Consider the following 25,696-nt stretch of genomic DNA (forward strand, 5'->3'; position numbering starts at 1 on the left):
CCCCGATGCCCACTTCGAAAGTCGAACGGCTGGTCAACCTCGTCATTGCGCTGCTGTCCACCCGCGGGTACATCACCGCCGAGAAGATCAGAACCAGCGTCGCGGGTTATTCCGAGAGCCCTAGCCATGAAGCGTTCTCGCGGATGTTCGAGCGGGACAAGAACGAACTGCGCGACCTCGGTATCCCGCTCGAGGTCGGCAGGGTGTCGGCGACGGACCCCACCGAGGGCTACCGCATCAACCGCGAGGCCTACGCGTTGCCACCGGTCGAGCTGACCGCCGACGAGGTGGCCGCGGTTGCGGTCGCCACCCAGTTGTGGGAGTCGCCCGAGCTGATCACCGCGACGCAGGGCGCGCTGCTGAAGTTGCGCGCCGCCGGCGTGGACGTCGATCCCGACGCGCCGGTCGAGATCGCCTCGCCGGTCAGCCAGCCGGGGTTGCGCGGGTCGGAGAAGGTGCTCGGAATCTTGTTGTCGGCCATCGATTCCCGCCAGGCGGTGCAGTTCCCGCATCGCCCGTCACGCAGTGAGCCCTACACCACGCGCACGGTCGAGCCGTGGGGCGTCATCACCGAAAAGGGCCGCTGGTATCTCGTCGGGCACGACCGCGACCGTGACGCCACCCGCACGTTCCGGCTGTCCCGCATCGGCGCCGAGGTGACCCCGATCGGACCTGCCGGGGCGGTGACCGTGCCCGAAGGTGTGGACCTGCGCCAGATCGTGGCCGAGGCGATCGCTGAGGCGCCGACCGGTGTGCAGGCCACGGTATGGGTGGCCGACGGGCGCGGCACCGCACTACGGCGCGCCGGACGTTCCCTGGGACCTCGCGAATTGGCCGGCCGCTCCGGTGAGGTGATCGAACTCGAGCTCAGCGCCAGCGACCGGGTGGCACGCGAAATCACTGGCTATGGGGCCGACGCGATCGTGTTGGAACCGCAGTCGCTGCGCGAGGACGTGCTGGCCCGGTTGCGCGCCCAGGCGGGTGAGCCGAGGTGACACCCATTTCGACGCGCCTGGTGCGGCTGCTCAACATGGTGCCGTACTTCCAGGCCAATCCGCGGATCACCAAGGCCGAGGCCGCCAAAGACCTCGGGCTCACGCCCAAGCAGTTGGAGCAAGACCTCAACCAGCTGTGGATGTGCGGGCTGCCCGGCTACTACCCGGGGGACCTCATCGATTTCGAGTTCTCCGGCGACACCATCGAGGTGACCTTTTCGGCGGGCATGGACCGGCCGTTGAAGTTGACGTCCCCCGAGGCGACGGGACTGCTGGTAGCGCTGCGGGCGCTGGCGGACATTCCCGGCGTCGTCGACCCGCAGGCGGCGCGCAGTGCGATCGCCAAGATCGCGGCGGCCGCGGGTGCCGCTAGCCACGGCACCGTGACCGCGGTCGACGAGCCGGCGCCCGTCGAAAACCGGGCCACGGCCGCCGTGCGCACCGCCGTTCGCGAGAAGCGCGCCCTGACCCTCGATTACTACGCCGCCTCGCACGACACGCTGACCACCCGCACGGTCGACCCCATCCGGGTGCTCCTGATCGGGGGTCAGAGCTATTTGGAGGCGTGGTCGCGGGAGGCGGACGGGGTGCGGTTGTTCCGGTTCGACCGCATCGTCGACGCCACCGTCCTGGACGAACCGGCCGCGCCCCCCGAACCCGCGCTGCAGGCGCCGCCGGATACGTCGCTGTTCGACGGCGACCCATCGCTGCCGTCGGCAACACTGCGACTCGCGCCGTCGGTGACCTGGATGTTCGAGTACTACCCGATGCGGGAACTGCAGGAACTCCCCGACGGCTCCTGCGAGGTGGAGATGACGTATGCCTCCGAGGAGTGGATGACCCGGCTGGTGCTGGGCTTCGGGTCCGCCGTGCAGGTGCTGGCGCCGAAGTCGCTGGCCGAGCGGGTACGCGGCGCCGCGATCGCGGCCCTCGACGCCTACCAGGCCGCTGACCTGGCCTGATACCGCTTGATCTGGCGGCGCGCGCCGCCGGTCGCGCTCGCTTGGCCCGGTGGGGTCGCCATCCTGCGGTAGCATCGGGTGGACGTCTGGAGGTAATTGAAGTGGGCAGTCTTCAACCGTGGCACTGGCTGATCCTCGCTGTGGTGGTGATCGTGCTGTTCGGTGCCAAGCGGCTCCCCGACGCGGCGCGCTCGTTGGGCAAGTCGCTACGAATCTTTAAGTCCGAGGTCCGTGAGCTGCAGAGCGAGAACAAAGCCGAGGCCTCGACCGACAACCCGACGCCGGTTCAGTCGCAGCGTGTCGACCCCCCAGCCGCGGCTGAGCAGGGTCACACCGAGGCGCGCCCGGCCTAGCCGGCGTCTACCCTCGCGGTGGGTGTCAAGGCCTCAGCGCGCGCCTCAGCTTTATTCAAACGGCTCAACCCTCGAAACAGGCGCAGCCGCGTCAATCCTGACGGGACGATGTCCCTGGTCGATCATCTGACCGAACTACGTACCCGATTGCTGATCTCGCTGGCTGCGATCGTCGTCACCACGGCCTTCGGCTTCATCTGGTACTCGCACTCGATTTTCGGGCTGGAAAGCCTCGGCGAGTGGCTGCGGCAGCCCTACTGTTCGCTACCCGCGTCGGCGCGGGCCAATATCAGCTCGGACGGGCAGTGCCGGCTGCTGGCCACCGCGCCGTTCGACCAGTTCATGCTGCGTCTCAAGGTCGGTATGACGGCCGGGATAGTGCTGGCCTGCCCGGTGTGGTTCTACGAGATATGGGCGTTCATCACCCCGGGGCTGTACAAGAAGGAACGCCGCTTCGCCGTCGCGTTCGTGATTCCCGCCGCGATCCTGTTCATCGCCGGTGCCATGTTGGCCTACCTGGTGCTGTCCAAGGCGTTGAGTTTCTTGTTGACGGTCGGCAGTGATGTGCAGGTGACTGCGCTGTCCGGTGACCGGTATTTCGGGTTCCTGATCAACCTGCTGGTGGTGTTCGGGGTCAGTTTCGAGTTCCCGCTGCTGATCGTGATGCTCAACCTCGCCGGCGTGCTGTCCTATGAGCGGCTCAAGGCGTGGCGGCGCGGGCTGATCTTCACGATGTTCTTGTTCGCGGCGATCTTCACCCCCGGCTCCGACCCGTTCTCGATGACCGCGCTGGGGCTGGCGCTGACCGTGCTGCTCGAGTTCGCCATCCAGATCGCCCGGGTGCACGACAAGCGCAAAGCCAAGCGCGCGGCGGCTGCCGAAATACCCGATGACCAAGCGTCGGTCATCGACCCGCCCTCGCCGGTGCCGGCGCCATCGGTGATCGGCGGTTCCCATGACGACGTCACCTAATTTTTCTCCCCGCGAGCGTGCGTGTTTGTACGCCGACACGCCGTCTAGCGCGTGCATTTGCGCACCCTCGCGGACCATGACATGACCGATCTGCCCGAGTTGGCCCGCTTCGCCGCCGAGTTGCCCTTCAAACTCGACGACTTTCAACAGCGTGGTTGCGCGGCACTGGAACGCGGCCACGGGGTACTGGTCTGCGCACCCACCGGCGCCGGCAAGACGGTCGTCGGCGAGTTCGCCGTCCACCTGGCGCTGGCCGCCGGCGGCAAGTGCTTCTACACCACGCCGCTCAAGGCGCTGAGCAACCAGAAACACACCGACCTGACCGCGCGCTACGGCAAGGACAAGATCGGCCTGTTGACCGGCGACCTCTCGGTCAACTCCGACGCGCCTGTGGTGGTGATGACCACCGAAGTGCTGCGCAACATGCTCTACGCGGATTCATCTGCGCTGCAAGGCCTTTCGTACGTGGTGATGGACGAGGTGCACTTCCTCGCCGATCGGATGCGCGGCCCGGTCTGGGAAGAGGTCATCCTGCATCTGCCCGACGAGGTGCGGGTGGTCAGCTTGTCCGCGACGGTGAGCAACGCCGAGGAGTTCGGCGGGTGGATCCAGACGGTACGCGGCGACACGACGGTGGTGGTCGACGAACACCGCCCGGTGCCGCTCTGGCAGCACGTCCTGGTGGGCAAACGCCTCTTCGACCTGTTCGACTACCGGTCCGACAGCCCGGCCGCCGCCTCCACCGATAAGGACAAGCCGCACGTCAACGCCGAACTGACGCGGCACATCGCGCACCGTCGCGAGGCCGACCGGATGGTGGACTGGCAGCCGCGCCGCGGCAGAGGTGGGCAACGCCAAGGCGGCCGCCCGCGCTTCTACCGACCGCCCAGTCGGCCGGATGTGATCGGGATCCTCGACTCCGAAGGGCTGCTGCCCGCGATCACCTTCGTGTTCTCCCGCGCCGGTTGCGACGCCGCCGTTCAGCAGTGCCTGCGCTCGCCGCTGCGGCTGACCACCGAGCAGGAGCGTGCCCAGATCGCGGAGGTGATCGATCACCGCTGCGGCGATCTCGCCGAATCGGACCTGGCGGTGCTGGGCTACTACGAATTTCGCGAAGGGCTGCTGCGTGGCCTGGCCGCCCACCACGCCGGGATGTTGCCGGTGTTCCGGCACACCGTCGAGGAACTGTTCGCCGGCGGCCTGGTCAAAGCGGTGTTCGCCACGGAAACCCTGGCCCTGGGTATCAACATGCCGGCCCGCACGGTAGTGCTCGAGCGGCTGGTGAAGTTCAACGGCGAGCAGCACGTGCCGCTGACGCCGGGGGAGTACACCCAGCTGACCGGACGTGCCGGACGGCGCGGAATCGACATCGAAGGTCACGCGGTGGTGCTGTGGCACCCAGACGTAGAGCCGTCGGAAGTGGCTGGACTGGCTTCCACCCGCACGTTCCCGCTGCGCAGCTCGTTCGCGCCGTCGTACAACATGACGATCAACCTGGTGCAGCGGCTAGGTCCAGAGGAGGCCCACCGACTGCTGGAACAGTCGTTTGCGCAGTATCAGGCTGACCGGTCGGTCGTCGGACTGGTACGCGGAATCGAGCGCGGCAAACGGATGCTCGACGAAGTCGCGGCCGAACTCGGCGGCCACGAGGCGCCGATCCTCGAATACGCGCGGCTCCGCGCCCGCATTTCCGAACTGGAAAAGTCACAGGCCCGGGCGTCGCGGCTGCATCGCCGACAAGCCGCGAGCGATGCGCTGGCGGCGTTGCGTCGAGGCGACATCATCAACATCACCCACGGCCGCCGCGGCGGACTCGCCGTCGTCCTCGAATCCGCCCGGGACAGTGAGGATCCGCGGCCCTTGGTGCTTACCGAACACCGCTGGGCCGGACGGATCTCGTCGGCCGACTATCCGGGTGCGAACCCGCCCGTCGGGTCGATGACGCTGCCCAAACGGGTCGAACACCGCCAGCCGCGGGTGCGGCGCGACTTGGCCTCGGCACTGCGTTCGGCGGCAGAAGGGCTGGCCATTCCGAAACGTCGCCGGGCGGAGGAGGGCACTGTTCACGACCCGGAGCTGGCGTCGCTGCGCGCCCAATTGCGCAGTCACCCTGCGCATTCCGCGCCAGACCTGGACAACCAGATCCGCCAGGCGGAGCGCTATTTGCGCATCGAACGGGACAACGCCCAACTGGAGAAGAAGGTGGCCGCCGCCACCAACTCGCTGGCCCGCACGTTTGACCGGATCGTCGGGTTGCTCACCGAGCGGGAGTTCATCTCGGGCCCGGCCGACGACCCGACGGTGACCGACGACGGCCGGTTGCTGGCCCGGATCTACAGCGAAAGCGACCTGCTGGTGGCCGAATGCCTGCGTACGGGTGCGTGGGCGGGGCTGAAGCCGCCCGAACTGGCGGGGGTGGTTTCGGCGGTGTTGTACGAGTCCCGTGGGTCTGACGGCCCGCGTGCCCCGTTCGGGACGGACGTGCCCACGCCACGTCTGCGCCAGGCGTTGGCCCAGACGGCGAAGCTCTCCTACGAGCTGCGCGCCGACGAACAGGCCCATCGGATCAGCCAGAGTCGCGAACCCGACGATGGTTTCGTCCAGGTCGTCTATCGGTGGGCCCGCACCGGTGATCTGGCGGCGGCGTTGGCCGCCGCCGATGCCTCGGGCACCGGTTCGCCCATGTCAGCGGGCGACTTTGTACGCTGGTGCCGGCAGGTTCTCGACCTGCTGGACCAACTTCGCAACGCTGCCCCGGACCCCGAGGTGCGGGCAGCGGCAAAGCGAGCGATTAACGACATTCGGCGCGGCGTCGTCGCAGTTGACGCCGGGTAGGCTGGGCCGGAGCTACGGTTACATCCCGAGTGGGTTTTGAGCCGGACAAGAAGGACTGAGGAGAGACGATGAGCGGACCACAGGACCCGCGGCAGTGGCAGCCGCAAGGCCAGGGTGGGGACTATCCCTCGGACGCGACCCAGGCGGCGGGATCCCCCTGGCAGCAGCAGCCCTCCCAAGACGCAACCTGGCAGGCACCGGCTTACACCCCGACCGAGTACCCGCAGTACCAACAGCCCGAGCAGGCATACCCGCAGCAGTACCCGGCAGCACCCGCCTATGGGCAGCCGTCCGACTTGGGTTCGCAGGCCACCCAGTACGGTGCGACCCCGCAGTACGGCCAGTACGGCCAGCCGCAGCAGGCACCGCAGTACGGCCAGCCCCCGCAATACGGCCAGCCGGCTCAACCCGGCCAATACGGTCAGCCCGGGCAGCCTGCTCAGTACCCCGGACAGTACGCCCCGCAGCAGACCGGTCCCAAGCGTTCCAAAGGGCTCATCTTCGGTTTGGTCGGCGGTGGTATCGGACTGCTGGTCCTCGTCGTTCTGATTCTCGGCTTCTGGCAGCCCGGGTTCTTTGTCACGACAAAGCTGGACATCAATAAGGCGAACACCGGTGTGCAGCAGATACTTTCCGACGAGACCAACGGCTACGGGGCCAAGAACGTCAAAGACGTCAAGTGCAACAACGGCACAAATCCGACCGTCAAGAAGGGTGCCACCTTCGACTGCACCGTCAGCATCGACGGCGCGTCCAAGCATGTGACGGTGACGTTCCAGGACGACAAGGGCACCTACGAGGTCGGCCGGCCCCAGTAGTCAGTCCAGCGCGTCTAGCGCTTTCTGCAGCCTGCCGATCGAGGACCCGACGCCGTATTGGGCTGCCAGTTCGGCGGTGCGTTTCGGATCGGCGGCATGCAGCGGCAGGGCGTCCGTTGGCGTCGACAGCGTGACCGGAGCGTCGGTCGCTACCCGCACGACTTTGTCGGCGGCCTCGATATAGTCCGACGCGCCAAGCAGTTTCGACCGCAGGCCCTTGGCCATTTTCGATTTGGGGTCCTGGGCAGCCGCGATGATCTGCTCCAGAGAGCCGTGCTGAGCCAGCAGGGTAGCGGCGGTCTTTTCGCCGACGCCGGGGACGCCGGGCAGGCCGTCGGAGGGATCGCCTCTTAGCAGGGCGAGTTCGGCGTAGGCCGGCCCGGCCCTGTCGACCGGCACCCCGTATTTCTCGGTGACGTGCTGGGGTCCCCACAGGGTCGCCTTGGACAGGCCGCTACCCAGGTAAAGCACCCGCACCGGCACCGGCTCGTCCGCGACCACCTGCAGCAGGTCGCGGTCCCCGCTGACCACGACCACGGGGTCGTTGCGTTCCTGCGCCACCAGGGTGCCCAGCACGTCGTCGGCTTCGAAACCTTCTGCGCCCGCGGTCGGGATGCCGAACGCGTCCAGGAGTTCCATGATCATGTCGACCTGCGGGGTCAGGTCGTCGGGCACTTCTTCGATGTCGGGTTGCCCCTTGGGTTCTTCTTCGGCGACCCGATGTGCCTTGTACGACGGGATCAGGTCCACCCGGAACTGGGGCCGCCAGTCCAGGTCCAGGCATACGGCGAGGCGGCTGGGTTTCTGCTGGCTGATCACGGTTGCCATCGCGTCGATAAAACCGCGCACGGCGTTGACGGGTCGGCCGTCCGGTGCGGTGATCGAGGAGGGCACTCCGAAGTACGAGCGGAACCACATGCTGGCGCCGTCGAGCAGCACAAGTGGTGCGGGCATGCGGGCTATCTTGTCACGGCGCGTTTGTTGGCGCGGTTAGCCTGGCTGGCATGAGTTCTGGCACGAGTTCTGGCCGATTCGACGCCGACGTATACGCCCGCCGGTTGAGCGCGGCGGCAGCCGCGACCGCCGGCGCGGGGCTCGCGGGGTTGGTGATCACCCCCGGCTACGACCTGCGCTACCTCATCGGTTCACGCGCCGAGACGTTCGAGCGACTGACCGCGCTGGTGCTGCCCGCGGTTGGTGCGCCGACGGTCGTGCTGCCGCGGTTGGAGCTTGCGTCGTTGAAGGAGTCCGCTGCGGCGGACCTCGGCCTGGACGTGCGGGACTGGGTCGACGGCGACGACCCGTACCAATTGGTGGCCGCCGCCTTGGGTGGCTCACCGGCGGCGACCGCAGTCACCGATTCCATGCCGGCGCTGCACTTGTTGCCGCTGGCTCGCGTGCTGGGCGTGACGCCGGTGTTGGCCACCGATGTCCTGCGCGAACTGCGGATGGTCAAGGAAGAGGCCGAGATTGACGCACTGCGCAAGGCCGGCGCGGCCATCGATAGAGTGCACGCTCGTGTTCCGGAGTTCCTGGTGCCGGGCCGCACCGAGGCTGACGTCGCCGCCGACATCTCCAAAGCGATTGTTGCCGAAGGACATTCGGATGTCGCCTTCGTCATCGTCGGGTCCGGACCGCACGGGGCAGACCCGCATCACGGGTATTCCGACCGTGAGCTACAGGTGGGGGACATCGTCGTCGTCGATATCGGCGGTACCTATGGGCCGGGGTACCACTCCGACTCCACCCGCACGTATAGCATCGGCCAGCCCAGTGCTGAAGTGGCTGAACAGTATTCGATATTGCAGCGCGCGCAGCGTGTGGCGTTTGACTTTGTCCGTCCAGGCGTGACGGCCGAACAGGTGGACGCCGCCGCGCGTGATGTGCTGGCCGAGTCCGGGCTAGCCGAGTACTTCGTGCACCGCACCGGGCATGGAATCGGGCTGTGCGTACATGAAGAGCCTTACATCGTGGCCGGGAATAAGTTGCAGTTGAAAGCAGGCATGGCGTTTTCGATAGAGCCCGGCATCTACTTCCCCGGCCGATGGGGCGCTCGCATCGAGGACATCGTGATCGTGACCGACGATGGGGCGTTGTCGGTCAACAATCGACCGCACGAGTTGATCGTGGTGCCGGTTTCCTAGCCAAATTCGTTGCTGCAGGCCAGGAACCAGGCAAGGTGGTAGTTAGCGGCAGTCTTGTCGCCGGCTGTTAGCGCATCGATCGCAGCGAGCAGCTGCCAGTTGCCGACGTCGTCTGGATCTACGCGATCGGGATAGGCGTCGAGAACTTTGGTGCTGACTGTCGTGATGTGCTCGTGGAGTAGTTCGATTTCCGAGTCCAGAACCCCAGTTCCGGCGATAGTCGCCTTGGCCAGGGTGTGGGCGAGCCGGGGGAGACCGTCTCGCCATTGGGTCGCCTTGCTGAGTTCCCATCCGAGCTCGTCGATTTCGGGTGTTTGCCTGGGACGGGTGGACGTAGGTGGCGGTTCGACGTCGTCGGGTACGTGATGGATCGGGGCGTAGTTGGCGACGTCGTCGACCTCACCGAGCATGGCTTCCAAGTTGCCGCGGCGTCGTTGAGGTTGCAGGAGCGTGACTGCCGCCGGGAGTGCTATGCCGGGCGGGATCCAGCCGCTGGCAAGGTCGGTGGCCAAGACGGTCGTGTTGTCGGCGCGGTCTCCCGCTGCCCATGCGAGGCGTGGCTGCTGGCGGGCCACCGATGCAACAAGTCGCTCAAGGCGTTGTCTGGCAGCGATTTTCGCTGATGCAGCTCCGGCTGCAGCTCCTGTTGCGGTGGCGACGGCCGCTTCGGTTGCGACATTCGGCGGGGGTCCCGGCTTGGTTGGCGGGGGACCGTGGCGCACGACGGACGGCTGGTTTGCACTGGATTGCCCTGATGACGGTTGGACGGGTGCTGAGGTCGGCGTTGCTGGTGTTGTTGACGGGCTTGGGGGTGCCGGCGCGATGGTGGTGGTGACGGGTGGTCGTATGTCTGAGCCGTAGGAGGGCAGCGGGGCGGCTGGTGTGACGGTCGGTGCCACGGGATTTGCGGGTGCGATGGGGGCCGCGACCATCTGTGGTGGCGCGTCCGGCGGGGGAGCGTGCTGGATTGGTTGGGATGTGTCGAAGGATTGGGCTTGCACGTGCGCAGGTGGAGTTGATGCTGGCGGCGTCGCGACATGCGACTCCGCAGCAGTTATTGGCGCCTGTGGTGCTGTGTGGGCTACTGGTGAGATTGGATTGCCAGAATCCAGGCCCTTTTCGAAACTGTGAACTAATTCGATCGGCATTTCGCCGGGAGAAGGGTTGTTTGCGACGGGCGACGCACAACCCGATGTGTTGGTCGGGTTAGACGCAGGTACCGCTGACGTCGACGGTATCGCAAGGGTTGGCGGTGCTGGGCTCTGCACGGCGGGGACGACTTGTGAAGGCGAAAGTGCTTGTGAAACAGGGGAATCAGCAAAGTTTAAAGGTGCTTTCGGCAACTTTGCAGTGTGAGCGAAGGCCATTGGAGGATTGCTGTGAAGGGAGGTGGACATTTCATGCACTGGTTCACAGCGAAGTTTGGCGTTACCACCGAGGCCGTCGTGGTGTTCGGTAGCTGGCGCGGGTGATTGAGTGGTCGGGAGATGCGCATTGTTGGCAAATCCCATCGGTGAACCCAGTCGCTGCAGTCCGTCGCGGACTTGGTTCTGTAGGTCCCGTTGGTCCCTCGGTTGCCGAAACATATCGCTTATGTCTAAGCCATTGGCATGTGCGAATTGCCTTGCCGACTCAACAGATCCGTCTTCCTCGAGGATTGATTGCATTGCGTCGAGGACATTGGCCGTGTACTTCGCGGCCGCGAGGATAGCTAACCCTCGATAGCGGTTTATCGCAGCAACGATCTGCTCTACTTTAGCCTCAAGAGACCCCTGAGAGCTTTGGATCGCCTTGATCTCGCGATTGGCCTGGTCGACGATGTCCGCCAACTCCTGACGCAGGTTCGACATGGAGTCGAAGGCAACTCCGTATGCGACTTCTTTTACGCCGTTCTTATCAGATACGCCCCGAGCCTGGCCTTCGCCCTTATGAAATGCACTCCGGAGGTCGTCGGCTGTAAGCCCTCGCTGACCAGATAATGGTCCTGTTTGCGCATTTTGCAACGACACTGCGAGGCCCCCGAAAGAAGCCTTCAAGCTTTGGCGATTTGCCTTTCCGCGCGCTAGTGCCGTCATGTCTTGGTCGTCGGGCCATAGATCATCGACGATAGCGGCGGACCATGGTCCGGAAGGGAAAAATGTCATCTACACAAGCTCTGGATTCTGGAATGTGTCTCATTTCCTGCACGAAGCAGTGGGTCCAGCTCCGAATCCGGCACCTCAGCTAAGTAGTCGATGGTTAGCTGCTGGTAGACATTTGCAAGTTGTCGGATTGCCAGGGCAAGGTCATTGGGGGTTGCTGGCAATTCAGCAAGCCTCGTCAGCAAGTAGCGGCCCCCAGTATCCAGCACCTGCCGCGTGCTGGTGGCTACTGCGAGCCGCGCGGTTGCATCGGTGCCATCGCTTGGGCGTGCCCCAGCTACGTCACCCGCTTTCCGCACCTGTTCATATGCCGCACACACATTGACTTTCGCTTCGCGAACCTGTGCGTCGGAGTAGGAAGGGTGCCTGACTGCCTCTTCATGTACTGAGACGGGGCGAAACCAACCCACAATCGCCACCGTGAGCGTCAGTAGAAGAATGACCAGCATGCCCGACGTCCGCCACTGTGGGCGCGGGGCGGTTGAAACTGCCTGCGGGTGGGGGAGAAGGGGTTCGAGTGCTTTCGACACGGGCTGATCCTAGCGTTCGTGCTGCATTACGCTAGTCACCGATGAATTGATCGACATAATTTTACTTTTCGCTCATTGGCTATCGAATATGAGTAATATATTTTGCATCGATTCGTGGATCGTTATCGCGCTTTAATATTTTCGGCAAGCCGTGCTGGCTAGGTCATCGTTGGTGCAGTCATCGTATTAATCAGCATCGCCGTGATTCATCTCAGCGCGGTGCATCTTCCCCATCGACAGGCCTGCTAGCGTCCCCCAACACGATCCGCCTAGTTGCCCCAACCGGCTTCCCATCAACATGCTTGATCACCGGAGGCGCAGGCGGAGGCGTCGTAATTCGCCCCTGCACCGGCGCGCCGTTCTTCACCGACGGGGCCACGATGCGCTTAGTGTCCGGCTTGGCCTCGTTGCCCGTACCGCCGGCACCGTGCATGGCGCCCGGCGGCATCATGGGCATCGCGCCCATGCCGCCGCGTGCTGCCGGCGCAGTCTCGGGCACGCTCGGAGCCACCGCCGCTCCTGCCTGCGATGACGCCGGAACGGTTCCTGCCGACGGAGTAGGTGGCGGCCCAAGCATTGCCGTTGGAGTCGTGAAGCTCGGACCAGCGCCGCTGCCGCCATCAGCGCCACCGGCGCCAGCGCCGCCGCCTCCGAATTCACGTCCGCTGCTTCCGAATTCGTCTTCGTCCTCAGCCGGGCCAATGCCTTCTGTGCTAGAACCGGCCCCATGTTCAAGCATGCCCATTCCCATCTGCATGGCCTGCTGGCCGGCCTGGGCGAGTTGCTGAGGTATCTGGCTCAGCGGTTGCAACACACCGCCCAATGCCCCAGCGATCGCACCCGCGATGCCCGAAGCCATTTGCGGCATTTGTTGAAGCATCTGCGCCGCTTGGCCTGAGTCTCCGACGCCAGCCAACTGAAGGGATGCGTCCTCTTCATTGGCTGGGAACTTTGCCATCGCGTCAGCCGTCTTAGCGGTCCGTTCGTCATGCCCTAATTCGGCATCCTCATTGTCGGCAGGATCGCCGGCGTTGGCAGCAGCGCCGAGCGCTCTGAGCAATTGGCTGATGGGTGAATTACCCGTCGCAACTTCATCCGACGTGATCACTGGCGGCCGCGGGATCCCAAGCAGCTGTGAGAGCTGATCGAGCAGGATCCGCACATCGTCACCCCCGCTCACTACGCCCACCTGCCGAGGCGGACCACGGTCTGAAGTGCCCGAAGCGAACGCCAGTCAGTGGATTTCGGCATTCGGAGATGCTATCGCCGATCAGCGAAACGGGTTAGTCAGGTTTGCTGGCCTACTGGTGGTGGGATCGAAATACGCAGTGCTAGCGGAAGGACGAAGCCCCGCTCGGATCTCTGCTAAGAACGCCTTACTTGCCTGCTTAAGTAAAGAGACGCTCCATCCGCGTGATCCACCCCACCAGCTACGTGCGGCAGGAAGCCATAGCAAACCTGCTGCGATTACGGGCACCACAAACGACAGCAGGATCATGACTGGCACGTTGGGCGTGTTGAACCAACGCCAACCAGCAGCTTCGTCTCCGAAGAAGACGAACCAGTGGTGCGTTCTGGCAGTAGCTACACAGCCGATGATGGTGTGGCCGATGGCGATTGCGCCCCCAACCAATACCAACCACCGCCCCAAAGATTTCCGTACCAGTACGCAGACGACGCCGAATACGACGAGTATTGCTGCGAACAGAGACAATCCGGCCTCTAGGTCCAGCCATAAGCTGAAGAAGTCAAGACTCATGGTATACCGTCGAGCCGGGTAGTACTCCTCGGAATACGTCACGGCGAGATCGGCCAGTTTCAGTCCACGCCAAACCTGGTAGCCGCCGCTCGACAGCGCCAGGATGCTGGCGGTAACGGCGAGCGCGGTCGCCCCTAGAGTCGGTTTTGTTTGCATAACAAAGCCTTTCGTGGTCATGGATGGTGTTGAGGAACCTGCGACGCGCCTAATTTCGGGAAAACCTTGGCGTCCGTGACCACGTTGTTGTAGCGGTCGATCATGCCCGCATCGGGTGGCTTGCCAAGATCGTTGCCGGGGATCTGCGCCAGCACCCGGGCCAGAGCCCTATTCAGTGCATGGTCGTACGCGCCTGTGGTGAATCCGGGTCGATCCTCAAGCGCGTGTGGGGTTGCCACGTATCCGTCGATCATGTACTGCGAAATTCCGTCGACGCGTTGCCCAAATGCAATGAGCGTGTTGAGGATCTCACGGTCGGCGAAGCCGATCGACATATTTGGCAACCCATGGTCGGGCGGTAGTGGCACGGTACCGCGGGTCTTACCAACGAAGTCATCCTCGAGCATCGAGCCGAGTATTCCGACCAAGGGCCCGGTGTACGCGCCGACATGTGGAATCAGGCCTGCTGCTGCGCCGGCTATCTTGAGGTTCAATTCGTACGCGGACTTCTTGTGGTCGTATTCCGCATTCTGGGCTGCGGTTTCGCTGAGGTGGTGGTTATCAACGTCTGCCTGTAAGGCAATGTGAATCCCCGTGTCGACCAAGCCGCGCAGAGTCGCGGCTTCGTGCAGATATTGGTTGTAGCCGTGCACATCAGGGTCGTGCTGAATGACTGCCTGAGCAAAAGCGCCTTCGGCTAACACAGCTCGTCCATACGCCGCACCGTTGAAGTGCGCGCCCGCATCAGCATCAGTACTCAGCACTGCGACGACGCCTTTTGCGATGGGCATTGTGCCGGTATCGATTATGTCCGGGTCATCGAGGGGACGGCCGAATTCTGGGAGGGCGCCTGAAATGCCGGCAATGTTGCCGACGTACGGGATCAGCCCGTGCGCCATACCGCGGACCAACTCTGGGTTCTTTTCACCGAGGGTGTGATTGCCAGGCAGGCGGAGGAGTTCTTGTTGGTTCTTGCCGAGGTAATCGGCATAGGTGTGCGCGGTTTCGCCGGCGATAATCGCTTCTGGTCCATGGGCTGCGCTTTCGGTCCAACTGAAGAGGGACGCGGCGTTCTTGCCTCCGTCTAACCAGACATGATGAGTAACATTCTTAAGGAAAGGGTCTCGATCTAGACCGGTCAAAGTGTCGTGCACTACCTGGTGATCCGGCGAGACGGCCCGGAGGGCAGTGGCTATCGCAGGGTCAAAGTTGCTCTCCGGCTCCCTCTCGCGAGTATCACCCCCCGGATCATTGATCCCGAACCAGATGTCCATCATCGCCGAAGCCTTCCGGAGAAGACCGCGGTCCAACTCTGTGTTTCGTTGCAGGGCAGGATTTCCGCGACTGACTATTTCGGAAGCCAACCGCAAGTGGGTGATGTTGATGAACAGATGCGGGTCTAGCATCCCGTGGATGCTCTCTGGCAGCTGCTCCGCGCCACCCTTGACGGTGTCTGTTCCTTGCTTTGCACCGGGTTTGAGTTCGGTCCGGGGGAAGACGATGGCCGGATTGCTCATCAACTGCCATGAATCGCCGATCATCGAACGCTGATCACCTAGACGTCCTTCCGCCGTTACCAGCTCGTCTACGGACATGCCATGCTGCTGAGCTTGAAGTTGGCTCAACACAGAGGCTTGTTCGCGGCCAAGCGGCTTCTTTCCGGTCACTTGTTCCTCGGTGATCGAGGCCAGCACCGCGTTGATGCGCGCAGCGGCCGCTTGATCACCGGCAAGGGCTGCGTGCACGTCCTTTTCGGCCTGGTCAGGCGTTTCGACGTCGTAACCGTCCACGCTCCCGAGAAGCGAGGCGTCGTAGCCGTCGTTGGTCCGCAGGCGGGTCATCGAATCGTGCAGGGTTTCGGCATACCGGTCACGAGTCAGCTCCAGCTGATGCAGGAAATGCGTGGTTATGGCGGCGGCGTCCTGCTTCAGGTCCTCCTTGACGTGAGAATCGTGCTCATCGCCTATGAGGCGGTCAATCGCCTCCAACCCCTTCTCCAACTCCGAAATCTGAGCTCCCGCTGTGCGTTGCGCTTCAGCCAGGCTCGCCGCAAGCGATTCCAAGTCCACCGCAATCTTGGGTAGCTGCGCTGCCTGCACGCCTAGCGACCGAGTAGCACGCTGCACCTCATCGGCGTCATTGATCGGATGATCACCGTTCTGACGATTCCAAGCGGCCTCGAACCGGCGGCGGGCTTCGTCAAACTTCGCATCGGCGTCGGCAGTATGTCGTCCGGCCTCGTGGAATGCCCGCGCCAAGCTCGAAATCTGTGCCGGACTTCCGGTTTGGAGCATCCTGTTGATGGCCCATGGGTCACCGCCGGCGCGTGCGATCAACCACGACGTATCTAGGTACTGGAGATGCACGGGACAGCCCGAAGTACCGCAGCGTTTCGCTGCTCCATATCGGTGAACTCGACCGCCGCCCGATAAGCCCTGCCGCCCAGGGACGTCAGCGTCTCTCCGTGCGTTTGCAGGAGTCCGACGTGCGCAGCGTAGGCCGAGTTCAGCACGTCATGAAACATCTCAGCAGCGACAAACCCACCAAACATCCCGGCTTGCAAAGGCCCTCGCAACAAACGACCAGCCCCATCCATCGCGTGCTCACCGGCGTGACGCGCGTCGTTGGCTCCCAAGTGCAATACCTCGATGTCGACGAACATCGCGACCCTTCCCGACCACCGGTCAATGACGCTGGCGACGCTAGCCAGGGCGCATAGGCAGGTCAATTCACCCCAGGTGACGACACGGCGTCGCAACTTGGCCAAATCACAGCATCACTTCGACAACATTTCTCGGCACCGGCGTGTCGTTGTGCGAAGGTTGCGCGCATGCCCCGCGTGCGATGGCTGCACACCGCGGCCGTCGTCACCGTGTCCGCGGTGGTGATTTCGATGGCCCCACCACACGGCGTCGCCGCCCCGGACGGGCCACCCCCGCCGCCCAATCCGCCTTCGCCGACCGCATCGTGCAACGCCATCAGTCCGGTCGCCTTTCCCTGTGTCGGGGTCGGCAAGTTCGCCGACGCGGCCGCGGCGGAGTGCCGTCGTGTCGGGATACCCGACCAGAAATGCGTACTGCCGTTGGCCCACAAGGTGACTCAAGCCGCGCGCGACGCCTACCTGCAGTCGTGGGTGCATCGTGCGGCGGCATTCCAGTACGCCCTCGGAGATTCGTTGCCGTTCCGGGAAACTGAGTGGATCGGCACCCACAACTCGTTCAACAGCCTCGCCCACGAGTTCACCATCTCCCATGCCGACTCGAACCAGCAGTTGTCGTTGGCTCAACAGCTGGACATAGACGTCCGCAGCCTGGAACTCGACTTGCACTTCATGCCACGAATCGAGCGCCTCGGCGCACCCGGGGTGACCGTGTGCCACGGCTTGAGCGCGCAGGTCGGCAACCTTGGCTGCACGGTGGAACCGGTCCTTGCCACGGTGCTGCCGGAGATCGCGAACTGGCTGAACACGCCCGCCAACTCCGACCAGGTTCTGCTGATTCTCGTCGACAACCTTATGACGGATGGACAGGGCGATGCGCAGGCCGTCGCCACCCTGGAAAGGGCGTTGAGGCGGCCCGACGGGTCCAGCCTCATCTATCACCCCGACCTCGGCCTGCGCGCCGCCAACGGCTGCGTCCCGTTCCCGCTCGACGACTCGCGCGCCAACGTCCGCGCAACCGGCGCGCGGGTCGTGCTGGTCAGCTCCTGTGTAACCGCCTGGGCCGGCACGGTCTTCGACTGGGCTGGCCAAGAGGTCCAGAGCGGCTCAACGTCCGGTTATCAGCCGTACCCGGCCTGCGACGCCACTTACCCACCCTCGGTCTACGGCTCAAGTGTGGTCCGCTACTTCGAGGACTCCACCTTTGTCTCAGCGTTACTCAACCCCACCCGACCGCCGAACAACCCCGCCGCGCTCACGCCGATCAAGGTGCAGTCGATGACCAACTGCGGCGTCAACTTGTTCGGGCTCGACCAATTGCTCCCCGAGGACGGACGGATCCAGGCGACCCTGTGGAGCTGGGCCCCGGACGAGCCGCGCGCCGGAGCCGGCAACTGCACCCTGCAGGGTCCTGACAGTCGCTGGGTGGCTGCCCAATGCGGCGACTCCCATCCCGCAGCCTGCCAGGACGGGAGCGGAACCTGGACCGTGACGCCGGCCGTCGTCACGTTCGCCGCGGCGGCCGCCGCCTGCGCCGCCCTAGGTTCGAGCTTCGCCCTACCGAGAACCGGGGATCAGAACTCGCGTCTGCACGCCGTCGCCGAAGCGGTCGGTGGCGCCTGGGTGGCATACACCTTCTGAAACGCGAAGCGGAAGCGAAATCAGCCGCGGTCGAGCAGGTCCGCGGACCCCAACACCCGCTCGACCTGCACCTCGATGGCGACCCGCCGGGGGTTGGCGCGGGGTGTGCGGTAGCGCTGCGCGTACCGCAGTTCGGCGTCGCGGACGGCTTCGATGTCCTTGTGCACGGTGGCCTTGCCTTCCAGCGACAGCCACCGTGCGCCGTCGACCTGGCTGAGCACCGCGATTCCGCCTCGTTCGGCGTTCACGGCCTTCTGGGACCCTCCGGTGGTGATCACCCGGGCGATGTGCGTCTTGGGGTCGAACGTGAAGCCGACCGCCACCACATGCGGCGAGCCGTCGGCCCGCAGCGTCGTCAGCATGGCCAGATGACGCTCGGACAAAAACGCCAGCGCGTCGTCGGTGAGCCGCGTAGTGGTATTCGCCATCGCCACTCACGCTAGCGCAGGTGATAATCGCAGCCGTGGACGACACGGGCGCGGGTCCGGTGGTAATTTTCGGCGGCCGCAGCGAAATCGGCCTTGAACTGGCCCAACGGCTCGCCCCCGGGGCGACGTTGGTGCTGGCGGCGCGCAGAGCCGACCAGCTGATGGGGGAGATCGCCACCCTGGAGGAAGCGGGCGCCGCCTCGGTCCACACCAGGGAGTTCGACGCCGACGACCTCGCCTCGCACGGCCCGCTGGTCGAGGCGATCGTCGCCGAACACGGCCCCATCAAGACCGCAGTCCTGGCCTTCGGCATCCTCGGCGACCAGGCCCGTGCGGAAACCGACGCCGCGCACGCGGTCGCCATCGTGCACACCGACTACGTCGCCCAGGTCAGCCTGCTTACCCACCTCGCCCAGACGATGCGCGCGGCCGGCCGCGGATCTCTGGTGGTGTTCTCCTCGGTGGCCGGGGTCCGGGTGCGCCGTGCGAACTACGTGTACGGATCGGCCAAGGCCGGCCTTGACGGGTTCGCCAGCGGCCTGGCCGACGCGCTGCACGGCAGCGGGGTTCGGCTGCTGGTCGCACGGCCGGGGTTCGTCATCGGCCGCATGACCGAGGGCATGTCGCCCGCGCCGCTGTCCAGCACGCCCGACCAGGTGGCCAAGGCAACCGCCCGCGCGCTGGCGAAGGGGAGGCGCACGGTCTGGATTCCGTGGGCGCTGCGGCCGATGTTTTTCGTTCTCAAGCTGCTGCCGCAGTTCGTGTGGCGGCGGATGCCGCGATGATCATCGTGGTCGGCATCGGCGCCGACGGAATGGACGGGCTGGCCCCGCAATCAAAGGCCGAACTGCACAGGGCCACCGTCATTTACGGCGCCGAGAGGCAACTCGACCTGCTCGATGATTCCGTCACCGCTCCCCGCCGGAAGTGGCCTTCGCCGATGCTGCCGGCGCTGAAACAGCTTGATCCTGACGGAGACGACATTCATGTGGTAGCCAGTGGGGACCCGTTGTTGCACGGCATCGGCAGCACCCTCATCCGATTGTTCGGGTCCGAGAAAGTGCTTGTGCTGCCGCATGTTTCGTCGGTGACGCTGGCGTGTGCGCGGATGGGTTGGAGCGTCCAGGACACCGAGGTGATCAGCCTGGTCACCGCGCCACCGCGTGCCGCCGTCCGCCGCGGTGGCCAGGCGATCGTCCTGTCGGCGGACCGCACCAGCCCCAAAGCGCTGGCGGTGCTGCTCAACTCGTACGGGCGCGGTGACTCCGAATTCAGCGTGCTCGAACACCTGGGCGGCCCCAATGAGCGCCGTCGTGACGGCACCGCGCGCGAATGGGCCGACAACGCGCCCATCGACATCCAAGACCTGAACGTGATCGCCGTGCGCTACCTGCCCGACGAACGCCTGTCGTCCCTGCCCGACGACGCGCTGGTCCACGACGGGCAGATCACCAAGCAGGGGATTCGGGCGCTCACCCTGGTGGCGCTGGCGCCGCGGCCCGGGCAAGTGCTGTGGGATGTCGGCGCCGGTTCGGGCAGCATCTCGGTCGAGTGGTGCCGAAGCGCCCGCGGCTGCACGGCGGTGGCCTTCGAGCGCAACGAGCGGCGTCGTCACAACATCGGGCTCAATGCGGGCGCATTTGGCGTGGACATCGACGTCCGTGCCGACGCGCCGCAGGAGTTCGACGGTGCCGCCCCGCCCGACGTGATCTTCATCGGCGGCGGCCTCACCCAGCCCGGCCTGCTGGACGCCTGCCTGGACATCCTGCCCACCGACGGACGCGTGGTCGCCAACGCGGTCACCGTGGAATCGGAAGCCGCTCTCGCGCTGGCATACTCGCGGCTGGGCGGCGAACTGAGACGCTTCCAGCACTATCGGGACGAACCGATCGGCGCCTTTACCGGCTGGCGCCCGCAGCTGCCGGTCACCCAGTGGACGATGGTCAAGCCGTGACGGTGTACTTCATCGGCGCGGGACCGGGCGCCGCAGACCTGATCACCGTCCGCGGCCAACGGCTGTTGCAGCGCTGCCCGGTGTGCCTGTTCGCGGGCTCCATCATGCCGAAAGACCTACTGGCCCTTTGCCCCTCCGGCGCCAAGGTCGTCGACACCGGGCCGTTGACGCTCGAACAGATCATTACCGAACTCGCCGACGCCGACGCCGCCGGCCTTGATGTGGCCCGGTTGCATTCCGGTGACCCCGCCCTCTACAGCGCCCTGGCCGAGCAGTGCCGCCGACTGGACGCCCTGCAGATCGACTACGAAATAGTGCCCGGTGTACCGGCTTTCGCGGCCGCCGCAGCGGCGCTCAAACGCGAGCTCACGGTTCCCGGAGTGGCGCAAACCGTCACGCTCACCCGGGTTTCGACCCTGTCGACACCCATGCCTCCCGGCGAAGACCTGGCGACGCTCGCGAGATCCGGTGGCACGCTGGTGCTGCACCTCGCCGCCGCGCAGATCGACGTCATCGTCCCGCAACTCACCGCCGCGGGTTACCGTCCCGAAACGCCTACGGCGGTAGTTGCTTTCGCGAGTTGGCCTCAACAGGTGGTGCTGCGGGGCACCCTGGCCGACATAGCGGGACAGATGCACGACGCCCACGTCACCAAGACCGCTGTGATCATCGTCGGCGACGTGCTTGCCGCCGAAGGATTCACCGACAGCTACCTGTACTCGGTGGCGCGCCGACAGGCCCACTGATGCGTGTGCTCTTGCTCGGCGGCACCGCTGAGGCCCGCGCCTTGGCCGCCCAACTGCATCCGCGGGTCGACATCGTCAGCTCACTGGCCGGTCGTGTTCCGGAACCCGCGCTTCCGGTCGGTCCGGTGCGTATCGGCGGATTCGGCGGCACCGACGGCCTGCGACAGTGGCTGCGCGACGAACACATCGACGCGGTGGTTGACGCCACGCACCCGTTCGCGGCGACCATGACCGCCCACGCGGCACAGGTCTGCGACGAACTGCGCCTGCCCCATGTGGTGTTGGCGCGCCCGCCGTGGGACCCCGGTGACGCCATCGAAGTGGCCTCCGATGTCGAGGCTGCGGAAACCGTTGAGCGACAAGGCTACCAGCGGGTCTTTCTCACCACCGGCCGCTCCGGCGTGCACGTCTTCCTGAACAGTGATGCGTGGTTCTTGATCCGCGCTGTCACCGCCCCCGACCCCGCCACATTGCCACGTCGGCATCAATTGATCTTGTCCCGCGGGCCATACCACTACGACGGCGAGTTGCAACTCCTCAAAGAACACCGCATCGACGCCGTGGTCACCAAGAACAGCGGCGGCGACATGACCCGAGCCAAGCTGGATGCCGCAGCGGCGCTAGGGGTTTCGGTGATCATGGTCGCGCGTCCACCGCTGCCGCCCGGAGTCCAAACTGTGGACACCGTCTATGAAGCGGTCCAATGGGTGGCGGCGCTCGGCTAACATATCGGGACCCTTAGGCGGATCGAGGCTTAGCGAGGATCAATGGCCCAGGCCAGCAAGCAGTTTGTGTGCAACTACGACGCGCCACTCGACGACGTGATGGCGATGCTGCTCGATGAGGGATTTCGCAACAAGGTCTGCGAAGCCCAGGGGCTGCTGTCCCACGACGTCTCGATCACCAAGGAGGGCGACACGACGCTGGTTGCGATCGACAAGCAGCAGCCGATGGCCGGACTGCCCTCGGTCGCGACGAAATTCTTAGGCGCCAGAACTGACGTACGGCAGCGGGAAACCTGGACCGGCGCCGACATGACCCTCACGCTCGAGATCCCCGGCAAACCCGGCGGGGGCAGCGGCAACGTCAGCGTCGTCTCGAAAGACGGCAAGACGGTGGAGACCGTCGAGATCAACGTCGAGGTCAACGTGCCGCTCGTCGGCGGCAAGGTGGCCGGCATCATCATCGACCAGTTTGTGGCCGCGATGGAGGCCGAGTACGAGGTCGGGAAGTCCTGGCTGGCAGGCGAACGCTAAACCCGGCACGCTAAGTCCGCGATACACGCGACCCACCAGGCAACAATTGCGCAAGGGTCAAAGTAGCAATATGCAATAGTTGCATTAGGATGGTCTGAACGATCGCACCCACGAGAGGTGTTCACGCCATGAAGGTCGCCATCAGCGGAGCTGGCGTCGCTGGCCCATCGCTCGCCTACTGGCTGCGCCGGACCGGTCACGAGCCGACGCTGATCGAACGCGCACCGCAATTTCGCACCGGCGGCTATGTCATCGACTTCTGGGGACTCGGATACCGCATCGCGCAGCTGATGGGAATCGAAAAGGTCATCCTCGACGCGGGCTATCAGGTGCACACGATCCGTTCGGTGGGTTCCGACAACCGGGTGCGAGCCAGCCTGAGCACCGATGCGATCCGCAAAGCGGCGGGAGAGAAGTTCACCAGTCTGCCGCGCGGCGACCTTGCCGCCGCCATCTACGACACCGTCAAGGACGACGTCGAAACGATCTTCGGCAACAACATCACCGCGATCAACGAACACTCCGAAGGGGTGTCGGTGAGCTTCTCCGGCGCCATGACCCGAGATTTCGACCTCGTCATCGGTGCCGACGGGTTGCACTCCAATGTGCGCCGCCTCGCGTTCGGGCCTGATACGGACGCCGAACATTACTTGGGCTGCTGCGTCGCGGCCTGCGTGCTCGAGGGCTATCGGCCCCGCGACGAACTCGTCTATGTGACCCACACCGAGCCGGGCCGCTCCGTCGGCCGCTTTTCCCTGCGCGGGGACCGCACCATGGTTCTGTTCGTGTTCCGCTCAGCCGAAGCCGCCGACCCTGCGAATCTGGAAGGGCGAAAAGCGTTGCTGCGGACGGTGTATGCCGACACGGGCTGGGAATGCCCACAGATTCTGGCCGCGCTCGACGACGTCGATGATCTGTACTTCGACGTCGTCAGCCAGATCCGACTGCCCAGCTGGTCGCGGGGCCGCACGGCCCTGGTCGGCGACGCGGCCGCGTGCGTTTCGCTGCTGGCCGGCGAGGGCACCGGCCTGGCGATGACCGAAGCGTATGTGCTGGCCGGTGAACTCCATTGCGCCCAAGGCGATTACCGGCGCGCGTTCGCCAACTACGAGAAGCGCTTGCGCCGCTTCATCGAGGACAAACAAATCGCTGCGCAGAAATTCCTTCCCGTATTCGCAACACGGACTCAGTTTGGCGTCCGGTTCCGTGACTTCGTGATGGGTACGCTGAACTTCCGCCCACTCGCCGGTTTGTTGGTAAGCCGGAGCTTGCGGGACGACTTTGAGTTACCCGACTACGCGATGTGAACACGGTGACCGAGCCAGTCGGCCAACTGGGCGGGTTCGGTGAATTTGGTAGCCGGAGTGCTGGCGGCGACGCTGCTGCTGGTGATCCCCGGGGCGTTGATCGCGCGGTTAGCCCGCCTGTCATGGCCCCTCTCGATCGCGGCCGGCCCGGCTTTGACCTACGGCACAGTCGGCTTGGCCATCGTCCCGTTCGGCGCCATCGGAATTCCGTGGAACGCGCTGACAGCGCTGGCGGCACTGGGTGTGGTGTTGTTCTTGACCGCGGTATTTCGGGTCGTGCTGGAGCGCTACCGCGACCACGAGGCCGAAGCCCTAGCCGCCACGCGATGGCCGGCCCTGTGTGTCGGTGCCGGTGTTGTGGTGGGCGCATTGTTGATCGGGTGTGCCGCGGTGTCCGCCCTGCCGCACTGGCAGTCCGTACCCAGTACCTGGGATTCGGTCTGGCACGCCAACACCATTCGCTCGATTCTCGACACCGGTCAGGCCTCACCGACGCACATGGGTGAGCTGCGCAACGTCGAAACCCACGCCCGACTGTTCTACCCCTCGACATTTCATGCGCTGGCAGCCGTGCTGGCTCAACTCACCGGCGCCGCACCCACAACGGCCTACACCCTGTCCTCGCTCGCGGCGGCGACCTGGCTTTTCCCGAGCAGCGCGGCGGCGCTCGCCTGGCATCTGATACGCCCGCACACAACCCTGTGGGGCTCCGCCGGATGTGCCACCGCCGCAGCGGGATTGGCGGCATCCTTCACCGCGGTGCCGTATGTCGAGTTCAACACCGCCGCCACGCCCAACCTTGCCGCGTACGGCATTGCCGCGCCGACCATGGTCCTGATCGTGTCCGCGCTGCGACACCGCGACCGCATCCCGATCGCCGTCCTGGCGTTGATCGGGGTGTTCTCGGTACACACCACCGGAGGGGTCATCGCGGTCGTTTTCGTCGCGGCGTGGTGGCTGGTGGACGGGTTACGGCGCCCGGTGCGCGGTCGCGTCTCCGACATGGTGGTCCTGCTACTGATCGTCGGGACGACGGCTCTGGCGAAAGTCCCTCAGGTAATAGGCATTTTGGAGCAGGCTGAAATCATTGCCGGGCACTCCTTTGTCAGCCACGAGGGTAAGAAACGGGCCCTGCTGCGGGCGGTGCTGCAATACACCCGTCACCTCAGCGACTACCCGATCCAATACACGCTGCTGGTGCTGGCCGCCGTCGGTGCGGTGATCCTGCTCGTGAAGCGCGTCTGGTGGCCGTTGGTCGTGTGGTTGCTGCTGGTGGGTTCCGTGGTGTACTCGGCGGCGCCGTTCGGTAGCGTGATCGGCGCGCTCCTGAGTCGATTCAGCGACAGCTTCTATTCCGACCCTCGCCGCCTGTCGGCCGCGATCACGTTGCTGCTGACACCCATGGCCGGCGTCGGGCTGTTCATGCTCGTCGCGGCGGCGGCCAACGCGGCGCGGGAACTGTTGACCCGACGGAACATCCGCATTTGGGGTACGCCCGCATGGAATGCCGCCTGCGCCATGGTTGTGATCGGAGCCAGCATCGTCTGCGCGTGGCACTACTTCCCCCGGCACCGCTTCCTGATCGGGGAGAAGTACGACCAAGTCATGATCGACGACAAGGACTTGGCGGCGATGGCCTATCTGGCCACGCTGCCCGGTGCCCGCGAGACGCTGATCGGTAACGCCAACACCGACGGCACCGCGTGGATGTACGCGGTAGCCGGCCTGCACCCACTCTGGACGCACTACGACTACCCGCAGCAACTCGGCCCCGGCTACCACCGGTTCATCTTCTGGGCCTACGCCGACGATGCGGACGGCGATCCCCGCGTCGCCCAGGCCGTACGCGCCCTTCATATCCGCTATGTGCTGACCAGCACACCGGTCGTTGGCGACTTCGTCATGCCTGACGGACTGACGGGACTGGAAGAGTCGCAATCCTGGACCAAGATTTACGACAACGGCGAAGCCCGGATCTACGAATGGCGGCCGGGACGAACGGCACCGGCGCCGACGAAGAAGCCCGCAACCTGAGCATGG

Annotated in this window: 23 protein-coding genes; 15 read left to right on the forward strand and 8 right to left on the reverse strand. The window is 65.0% G+C overall.

Annotation, left to right across the window (positions count from 1 at the left end; translation table 11 throughout):
* Positions 1 to 5 precede the first annotated feature (5 nt).
* From BST27_RS11345 to BST27_RS11370, 6 genes are all read left to right on the forward strand, one after another.
* On the forward strand, positions 6 to 995 hold the full coding sequence (locus BST27_RS11345) for a helix-turn-helix transcriptional regulator (protein WP_069420319.1): 990 nt from the start codon (positions 6 to 8) through the stop codon (positions 993 to 995).
* Entirely contained in the window at positions 992 to 1,957 is a 966-nt protein-coding gene (locus BST27_RS11350; RefSeq protein WP_069420318.1) for a helix-turn-helix transcriptional regulator, read from the forward strand. The genes BST27_RS11345 and BST27_RS11350 overlap by 4 nt, the downstream gene beginning before the upstream one ends.
* A 101-nt stretch (positions 1,958 to 2,058) precedes the next feature.
* Entirely contained in the window at positions 2,059 to 2,310 is a 252-nt protein-coding gene (gene tatA / locus BST27_RS11355; protein WP_069420317.1) for a Sec-independent protein translocase subunit TatA, read from the forward strand.
* Positions 2,311 to 2,418: 108 nt separating this feature from the next.
* Positions 2,419 to 3,282: a twin-arginine translocase subunit TatC gene (gene tatC, locus BST27_RS11360; protein WP_069420316.1), complete on the forward strand. Its 864-nt coding sequence runs from the start codon at positions 2,419 to 2,421 to the stop codon at positions 3,280 to 3,282.
* An 81-nt stretch (positions 3,283 to 3,363) separates the two neighbouring features.
* The gene (locus tag BST27_RS11365) at positions 3,364 to 6,117 is read left to right on the forward strand and encodes a DEAD/DEAH box helicase (protein ID WP_069420335.1); all 2,754 of its coding nucleotides are present in this window, start codon (positions 3,364 to 3,366) and stop codon (positions 6,115 to 6,117) included.
* Positions 6,118 to 6,185: 68 nt separating this feature from the next.
* Positions 6,186 to 6,935 carry a DUF4333 domain-containing protein gene (locus BST27_RS11370; protein ID WP_069420315.1) on the forward strand — a complete coding sequence of 250 codons (750 nt, stop codon included), beginning with the start codon at positions 6,186 to 6,188 and terminating at the stop codon, positions 6,933 to 6,935.
* Here BST27_RS11370 and BST27_RS11375 read toward each other — a convergent pair whose 3' ends face one another.
* Positions 6,936 to 7,889 carry a 5'-3' exonuclease gene (locus BST27_RS11375; RefSeq protein ID WP_069420314.1) on the reverse strand — a complete coding sequence of 318 codons (954 nt, stop codon included), beginning with the start codon at positions 7,887 to 7,889 and terminating at the stop codon, positions 6,936 to 6,938.
* A gap of 50 nt (positions 7,890 to 7,939) precedes the next feature.
* Between BST27_RS11375 and BST27_RS11380 the strand changes: the two genes are divergently transcribed.
* A complete protein-coding gene (locus tag BST27_RS11380; RefSeq protein WP_069420313.1) occupies positions 7,940 to 9,079 on the forward strand; it encodes a M24 family metallopeptidase in 1,140 nt (379 codons plus the stop codon).
* Here BST27_RS11380 and BST27_RS34790 read toward each other — a convergent pair.
* The 6 genes from BST27_RS34790 to BST27_RS11415 all read right to left on the reverse strand — a co-directional run bounded on the left by BST27_RS34790 (position 9,076) and on the right by BST27_RS11415 (position 16,327).
* Positions 9,076 to 11,223, reverse strand: a complete 2,148-nt coding sequence (locus BST27_RS34790; protein WP_308205955.1) for a DUF5631 domain-containing protein — start codon at positions 11,221 to 11,223, stop codon at positions 9,076 to 9,078. The genes BST27_RS11380 and BST27_RS34790 overlap by 4 nt on opposite strands.
* Entirely contained in the window at positions 11,220 to 11,750 is a 531-nt protein-coding gene (locus BST27_RS31320) for a hypothetical protein (protein WP_139805110.1), read from the reverse strand. The genes BST27_RS34790 and BST27_RS31320 overlap by 4 nt, the downstream gene beginning before the upstream one ends.
* A 211-nt stretch (positions 11,751 to 11,961) precedes the next feature.
* Positions 11,962 to 12,930, reverse strand: coding sequence for a hypothetical protein (locus BST27_RS11400; protein WP_232007334.1), 969 nt, complete (start codon positions 12,928 to 12,930; stop codon positions 11,962 to 11,964).
* Between the two features lie 90 nt (positions 12,931 to 13,020).
* Entirely contained in the window at positions 13,021 to 13,686 is a 666-nt protein-coding gene (locus tag BST27_RS11405) for a hypothetical protein (RefSeq protein WP_069420310.1), read from the reverse strand.
* A complete protein-coding gene (locus tag BST27_RS11410; protein WP_069420309.1) occupies positions 13,683 to 16,031 on the reverse strand; it encodes a putative alpha/beta hydrolase in 2,349 nt (782 codons plus the stop codon). The genes BST27_RS11405 and BST27_RS11410 overlap by 4 nt, the downstream gene beginning before the upstream one ends.
* Complete coding sequence (locus tag BST27_RS11415; RefSeq protein WP_069420308.1) at positions 16,013 to 16,327, reverse strand: DUF2563 family protein; 315 nt, start codon at positions 16,325 to 16,327, stop codon at positions 16,013 to 16,015. The genes BST27_RS11410 and BST27_RS11415 overlap by 19 nt, the downstream gene beginning before the upstream one ends.
* Positions 16,328 to 16,495: 168 nt before the next feature.
* Between BST27_RS11415 and BST27_RS11420 the strand changes: the two genes are divergently transcribed.
* Positions 16,496 to 17,965, forward strand: coding sequence for a phosphoinositide-specific phospholipase C-related protein (locus BST27_RS11420; RefSeq protein ID WP_069420307.1), 1,470 nt, complete (start codon positions 16,496 to 16,498; stop codon positions 17,963 to 17,965).
* A gap of 20 nt (positions 17,966 to 17,985) precedes the next feature.
* Here BST27_RS11420 and BST27_RS11425 read toward each other — a convergent pair whose 3' ends face one another.
* On the reverse strand, positions 17,986 to 18,399 hold the full coding sequence (locus tag BST27_RS11425) for a F420-dependent biliverdin reductase (protein ID WP_139805111.1): 414 nt from the start codon (positions 18,397 to 18,399) through the stop codon (positions 17,986 to 17,988).
* 29 nt (positions 18,400 to 18,428) lie between these two features.
* Between BST27_RS11425 and dprE2 the strand changes: the two genes are divergently transcribed.
* The 7 genes from dprE2 (at position 18,429) to BST27_RS11460 (ending at position 25,690) form a co-directional block, all read left to right on the forward strand.
* Positions 18,429 to 19,178, forward strand: a complete 750-nt coding sequence (dprE2, locus tag BST27_RS11430) for a decaprenylphospho-beta-D-erythro-pentofuranosid-2-ulose 2-reductase (RefSeq protein WP_069420306.1) — start codon at positions 18,429 to 18,431, stop codon at positions 19,176 to 19,178.
* Positions 19,175 to 20,347, forward strand: a complete 1,173-nt coding sequence (locus BST27_RS11435; protein ID WP_069420332.1) for a bifunctional cobalt-precorrin-7 (C(5))-methyltransferase/cobalt-precorrin-6B (C(15))-methyltransferase — start codon at positions 19,175 to 19,177, stop codon at positions 20,345 to 20,347. Before dprE2 ends, BST27_RS11435 begins: the two co-directional genes overlap by 4 nt.
* Complete coding sequence (cobM, locus tag BST27_RS11440) at positions 20,344 to 21,093, forward strand: precorrin-4 C(11)-methyltransferase (RefSeq protein ID WP_069420331.1); 750 nt, start codon at positions 20,344 to 20,346, stop codon at positions 21,091 to 21,093. Before BST27_RS11435 ends, cobM begins: the two co-directional genes overlap by 4 nt.
* Positions 21,093 to 21,818, forward strand: a complete 726-nt coding sequence (locus tag BST27_RS11445; protein ID WP_069420305.1) for a cobalt-precorrin-6A reductase — start codon at positions 21,093 to 21,095, stop codon at positions 21,816 to 21,818. Before cobM ends, BST27_RS11445 begins: the two co-directional genes overlap by 1 nt.
* 42 nt (positions 21,819 to 21,860) lie before the next feature.
* Positions 21,861 to 22,349: a DUF2505 domain-containing protein gene (locus BST27_RS11450; protein WP_069420304.1), complete on the forward strand. Its 489-nt coding sequence runs from the start codon at positions 21,861 to 21,863 to the stop codon at positions 22,347 to 22,349.
* A gap of 128 nt (positions 22,350 to 22,477) precedes the next feature.
* A complete protein-coding gene (locus BST27_RS11455) occupies positions 22,478 to 23,656 on the forward strand; it encodes an FAD-binding domain (RefSeq protein ID WP_069420303.1) in 1,179 nt (392 codons plus the stop codon).
* A 39-nt stretch (positions 23,657 to 23,695) separates the two neighbouring features.
* Complete coding sequence (locus BST27_RS11460) at positions 23,696 to 25,690, forward strand: DUF6541 family protein (protein WP_069420302.1); 1,995 nt, start codon at positions 23,696 to 23,698, stop codon at positions 25,688 to 25,690.
* Positions 25,691 to 25,696: the final 6 nt, after the last annotated feature.

Origin of the sequence: Mycobacterium intermedium, from assembly GCF_002086275.1 — a bacterium.
Lineage (GTDB): Bacteria > Actinomycetota > Actinomycetes > Mycobacteriales > Mycobacteriaceae > Mycobacterium > Mycobacterium intermedium.